The sequence below is a fragment of the Chryseobacterium sp. UF-290 genome (assembly GCF_058245615.1).
This window is the reverse complement of record NZ_JBSICB010000030.1, coordinates 1-6,594: the sequence shown is the minus strand read 5'-3', so window position 1 is coordinate 6,594 and position 6,594 is coordinate 1. Positions and strand designations below refer to the sequence as shown.

At 38.8% G+C, this 6,594-nt stretch carries 3 protein-coding genes; all 3 read right to left on the bottom strand.

Translation table 11 applies throughout. The features are described 5' to 3' along the window. Positions 1-167: 167 nt before the first annotated feature. From AC4IF5_RS20300 to AC4IF5_RS20290, 3 genes are read right to left on the bottom strand one after another with little or no spacing between them, the layout of a single operon-like run. On the bottom strand, positions 168-830 hold the full coding sequence (locus AC4IF5_RS20300) for a hypothetical protein (RefSeq protein ID WP_490737759.1): 663 nt from the start codon (positions 828-830) through the stop codon (positions 168-170). Next, entirely contained in the window at positions 808-4,506 is a 3,699-nt protein-coding gene (locus AC4IF5_RS20295; RefSeq protein WP_490737757.1) for a DUF6443 domain-containing protein, read from the bottom strand. Before AC4IF5_RS20295 ends, AC4IF5_RS20300 begins: the two co-directional genes overlap by 23 nt. Positions 4,507-4,513: 7 nt before the next feature. Further along, the gene (locus tag AC4IF5_RS20290) at positions 4,514-6,379 is read right to left on the bottom strand and encodes a hypothetical protein (RefSeq protein WP_490737756.1); all 1,866 of its coding nucleotides are present in this window, start codon (positions 6,377-6,379) and stop codon (positions 4,514-4,516) included. Positions 6,380-6,594 lie beyond the last annotated feature (215 nt).

The window sequence follows — 6,594 nt, the reverse complement described above, 5'->3', positions numbered from 1 at the left end:
TATCATTTTCTTTCCCACCAAATAAATCGGACAGCTCTCTAATTCTATCTCCTCCCCATACAGCTGCATAAATTCTTCCAGCTAATGTTATATTTCCGTCTTTACCAGCATTAGGAAAGGTACTAAATCAGGTAAAATTTTCGTCCTAAAAAGGATCAACTCCAACCTCATCTTGATTTTATAAATATTCTATCTGCAGCAAGAGAAATGCTGTCTTTTTCTTTAAAAGATGAGAATGCAGTAACAATTCCCATAACAGAATTTTCTTCGTTGTTTAAGGGCAAATTACAAGTATAGTGATCATTTACTTTTTTACATTTTATTTTTCCTTCTCTTAATCTTTTCTTTCGAAGAGTATCAGAAATGATATAATCAAATTCAACATCGTAAATACTGTATTTAGAAATTGGAAAATAAAAGTCAAAGTTGCTATTTTGTTTAGTTATATTTACATTATAAAACTTACTCGATCGGTTATCAAGCATTCCATCATTATATACTTTTATTTGATTTTCTATTTGTTTATCTAAAAAAATATATTCGATTTCAAACCAATTTTTATTATATTTACTTTTCACCTTCCACCATTTTTGTCTGGAATTATTATGTAAATTGATCTTTCCTTCTATAATATATTTTGAATTTTCTCCATAAATCTTTGTAACAGAATCATTAATTTTTGTTTCTTTAATTTCATAGTTATCCAGATTAGATAACTCTATTATATTTAATTGTTTTTGCTCTGGATTTTTACAAGCAAAAATCAATAAAAAAATAGATGATAAAAAAATTAGATCATCTTTAAAATTATTTACTAAAATATTTTTCATACCAATTATCAATACCTTTTTTATTTATAGCTTTTACAGCATTATTAAACTTTTCTGATTCTCTTTTAATGTTGTTAACAGGGACATATTTCGTAGTATCATGTATTTGAGGAAAATATAGAGCCTCTTTAATTAGTATACTATCATTTTCTTTCCCACCAAATAAATCAGACAGTTCTCTAATTCTATCTCCTCCCCATACAGCTGCATAAATTCTTCCAGCCCAAGTTATATTTCCATCTTTACCAGCATTAGGAAAGGTACTTGGAGCAACAAAACTTCCCCAATCTAACGTAAAAAGCTTATCACCAGGTCTGAATTTGTCCCAAGTACTTGCATCAAAATCAGTTCTCGCCAATCCTCCAATATTTGTAATTTGAGGAAACTCTTCATTTGTAGGACGAATAAAACCGTCTATAGAATTTGCTAGATAAGAAGTAAATCCTTGTATAGCTCCATAAGCACCATCAGACCTTTTTTGTCTTTTTTCAAAGTCATCAAGAACTTTTTTAAAAGCGATCAACATTGCCTTCATAATATCTTCTGAATTAATTCCTTTTTTAGCTGTTACTACAACCGGATCGAGCTTAAAATGTAAACCATCAGTATTAGAGTTTTCTGTATTTGAAGCTGAGCCACCGCCACCTTTGCTATATGCAGAGTTAAGCTTGTCAATTGTGCTGAAAAAATCACCAATATTATCAGGCTGTCCAATAAAAGACATCAAAGCCCTGTTATTTGTACTTCCTCCACTTGCATAAAACATCAGCATGGTAGTAGGAGCCATCGTAGCTTTAATCTCATCTTCCTGTGTTTGTGGCTTTCTACCATCAGGATCTGTAAACTTCACAGGATTGTTATAGGCATAATTATATGGGGAATGTCTTCTCATCTCCTCTGCCAAAGGATCTATCACACCCCATCTTCCAAGATCAGGCATATAAAACCTGGCTCCGAAATCAAACATTCCCGTTTCCTGAAGCTCCTTACCACCAAATTTGTAGTTTAAATATCCTCCTAAAAGACCTTTCTCTGGGCCTATATGGCTTAATCCAAATGGATAGTAATTATTAGTATCAACGATCTGAGGAGCTCCTGCGCTGTTTCGAGCGAAACTTACCCGTACATTTCCTAAGTGGTCACGGTACTGGTAAATATAGCGGTTTTCCGTGAAACTGTAAAATCCTTCTGAGGTGGCGACAAAATCGAGCTTCCACTCAGGGCTTTCCGGTTCTAACGTTTCTATCTTTTTGTAGGCCTGCTCCTCGTAAGCAGAGGCCGTCTTACAGACCAGACATGGCTCAAGACCTCCTAGATCTACGAATTCATACTGAAAGCCATCCAGATAATCGGTCATCCGGGTAGTCACAACACTTCCTTTTCCACTACGCCAGCTTGTATGGGTTTTTCTCAGTTTAGTACCATCGGCACGGTACAAATAATTAAGATCAACATTAGTCGTAACTCCGAAAGCTGCCTGTGAGATCGTAAATATATCGGGAAGATTCAGGAAATTATAGTTAATAGATTGTATACCTTTATCCTTCATGGTGGCCATATTCCCATTAGCATCGTAATCAATAAGATTATTCCCGCCTTCGTATCCGGTATCATTCATGGCATTCTCCAGCACCTTATCCAGACGGTTTCCTGTATACTGGTACACCAGATCATCTACCAAAGTAGCGGTTGTCCCTGAAATGGCAAATGCATTTCTTTTCAGGGTTTTGATATTCCCGTTCAGGTCATAGGTGACATGCTCATTATACTTATTATTGTGAGGTACAGTCGTACCGGGCTCAGAGTAGATAGCGTCTTTCAGGCGATTGAGCGGATCATAGATATAAGAATACCTTTTAAGAATACCATCCGAAGCTATTTTCCAGTCCACTTCCGAGATATTGCCATTGCTTTTCCCCGGAGCTATATTCGTATATTCAGGATTCTGGTATTTTACTTCATATCCAAAAAGCTTATTTCCAAGGTTTACAGGGTCATTGATCCTGGTAAGCACCCCACGGATGTCATATCCATATTCTATAGTCTGAAGACCATTTCCTACCTTTTTCTGGGAAAGCTGGGACAATTCGTTATAGGTATTTTCTGACAATATTTCTATAGTACCGCTGTCTATCTGGTGCGTCTGTTTTTTCAGACGGTTCTGGCTGTCGTACTCAAAATTCTGGGATATCACTTTCTCAGTATCTATACCAAGCCTTTTATGATAAACCTTAGTCTGTTTTACCACTCCTGCAAAATCCAGCTCTGATTCTGTTCTGGTATGCCCTCCCAGGTGATTGATATTATACGATCCTATTGCTCTTCCTTTGGCATCATAATAGACATAACTTTTGGTCCAGCTATCATCCTCTATATTCTTCACCAGGCTCAGAGTAGGCATTGCCTGGGTATTCACCGAAGCATTTTGAGTATCAGGGATCACCGTCTGCCCCAATATTGACGAAGGGAAAGAAGGATTAAAGCTATACTGCGGATAGGTATCGTAATAATTGATATTTAAAACAGAGATGATGTCGGTTGGAAAATGAGTATTGGTATAGTAAACGGTCATATCATTTTTAATAAAACCAGTTGTATTCCTTGTCTCTATAACGATCACATCTTTAACCTGATTTTGCAATACCGGTCTTTCTCCGGCCGTAACCATACCTGAATAGACAGCTCTTCCCAACTTGTCATACTTGGTCATCAGCCATTTCCCGGAAGCTTTCATATTGGCATCCTGGGTAAGGATAAGCCGGTCTGCTTTGTCATATACCATATATTCCCAGCCTTTCCCTGGTACTTTTTTCTCTACAAGCCTGCCCAGACCGTCATAACGATACTGGTAGCAGAGGTTATCTAAACCTGTCTGATCAGGGACAGCATCACCAACCACCAACGGAGGGAATACATACGCCAGCTGACCGTATTCATTGTACAGATAATAGGTATCCACATCCTTAGTACCATCATTTTTCCTTACCAGAACCGTCTGTCCTTCTCCATTCTGAAATTCGGTAGTGATATTGCCGTCAGGATCGGCAGCAGATATTTTCATGAGCTGGTTGGCCGCATAGCTTCCTGACAAGGTGATTCCTGACGCTGTTCTTCCATCCACCCATTCTGTAGTGATGATAAATCTTTTTACTTCTCCTTCCGTATTGGTTCCGTAGGTCATATTCGCAGGTTTCTGAGACCATGTATTTCCTGCCGGAACCAACTGATTGATCCTGCCTGTATAGATATTATCATAGATCTTTTCAGCATAGATCCTTTCATTCCCATATCCCGCTGCTGAAGCATTACCTAATGGATCAGTATACAGGGCTCCATTTTGTGTTCCGCTCTGAGGTACCGGCAGATAGCTTTTGGCCTCCCGCCCTTTGGAATCATATTCAATAGGAGTCACCACATCTCTTCCCAGCGGTGTCGCTTTCAGCGCAATAGCCTGAATGGGTCTTCCCAAACCGTCAAAATACTGCACCACTTCGGATTTCTTTATACAGTCAGCATCCAGACAGGATTTTGTATAGATATAGTTTTCTGAGATGCTCAGATTGGTCTGCCCGGCAATGCCTAATGAAAAAAGAAGAATAAAAAACGAAAAATACTTTTTGCTTTGCTTCCTTTTCAGTACTGAGAAGCAGGAGGTTGTTATTATATTTTTTTTCATGATGTTTTTAGTGTTTATAGTTGTATTGATTCTCCTTCAATATTTTACCTTCTGCATTTGTTACCTTAATAAGCCTGTTAGCACTGTCGTAGATATTCACCGTCCTGATCCCGTTAGCCGAAATAGAGTTGGTAACCCCTGTCATCAGATCATAGGTAGATGCTGTAATGGTGAAACCTTTAAGCGCAGGATCTTTTCGGAGATTCTCCAGCGCCTGCAGCAAGGCAGGTTCATTGGCAGGGTTATCATGATCAGCATTAGAGGCAGAAATGGCAGCCGTGATGCTGGGAAGGGAAGCAACCTGGGAATAAGACGCTCCGGTAATTACCGCTATCGGCTGGGTCTGATAGTATCCCCAAATAGTGGTAACAGGAATTCCATCCTTCCCCGTAACCTGTACAAGATTACCTTTAGTGTCGTACACATCCAGAGTGGAAGCGGTAAAAGAGCTTTGAGTCTGCATATTATAGCCAATTACAGATGTCGGGTACAAATGGGAGGGATCCTCAAATTTGGTTTCCGCTTTTCCGATCAGCTTTCCATTTCTCTTCGTAGAGGTCTCAAGAGGAATATTGATCATATTGGCATTCAGTAGCTTCTGCACTCCTTTATCAGCAGGATAAAGAAGTGTTTTTTCTACAACAATGCCATCCTGAAGGGTTTCTTTGGAAGAAACCATATTGCTGTAGGTATCTTCAAAAATGCGCTCTGAGCCTGAAACCAGCTTCTTAGCTGTTCCTGAAATATAATTCTCTGTAGCAGAGCCCTGTTTTGAAATAACAATCTTTTTCACAGCAGAGGTTCCATCCATAATATTAGGCAAAGGAACTTCCTTCAACTGATAATTCATTTCTACCTTTTGAAGCAGTTGTCCCTCGCTATAGGTTTCTTTCTTTTCCAGCATTCCCATCATGCGGAGGTAAGCATTCATTTCTCTGTCCCCACCCATATAAGAGGGGGTAATTCCAGGTGTTATATTATAAGGCTGTCTGTAGTAATATTTTGAGTAGCTGCCATTAACCATATCCGTGACCTGAATATTGGTATAGCCAATTGGTTTAACCTCATTTCTTGATTCGCCTATAAAGCTTAATTCCATAGATTCATCCAATATGAAGCCGCTGGAACGTTGCGGATCATCAAAAAGCTTATATTCATATGTTGTATGGCTTACTGGTGTGGAAGATCCCGGATTAAAGTTCTTAATACTTTTGATTCTCAGCCCATGACTGTATTCATTGGGATCAAATGCTGTTTTTTTAAATGCATAAAGCTCTATTGTTCCAGTACTTTTCCCACTAACTTCAAAATTAAGAGTTCCTACACCTCCTCCCGTATACATCCCTGGGCAGGTAAGTGTCATATTTTCAAAAGGTGAATAAGTATAAGGGACAACCTCATTTCCATTTATGTAAAGAAAAGATTCCCGTGGAATTCCAGGTTTCACCGGACCATATGGATCATAGGCAAACATAATGAAGGCGACTTTGTAATCGGCAGGTACGGTATAGGGCTGAGGCTCCTGCCCCGGCTCTGTTTTATAGGTTATTGTATGGATTTTCTCTAAAGGAGAATAGCTGTAAAAACCATAAGAACCAGTAGTATTGAGTGGCAATGCCTGAGATTCAAACTCATATTCGGTCCTTCCTCCAGTGGGTAAAATAATGCTCTTCAAAGCACCATACGTACAGGCATCACGATTTCTTTCTCCCTTAAAACGAAAGACTCCGCTGTCGAAATCACAATATTGGAATGCATTGGGATATCCAAAGCCATCAACTTCTCCACCAGACCCGACAGGCGCTGAATTGTATTCAAAGGAAAATTTCTGGATCTGGTTATTATTTTTATCCAGATTAATCAATCCTTTCAAATTCCCCTCTCTTTGAAACGCATATTGATTAACCACAGCATTCCGGGCATCCTTGAGAACCAGCTTATCTAAAATATACCAGTCCTCGGAAGAGTCGGAGCTTAAAGGAGGATGCTGTGCTGAGCGATGATTATAAAGGTATTCTAAGACATGTGCAAATTATATCTTATTAAATTTACAAAAGGTTCCTCTCTTTTTACCACGGCAAACATTCT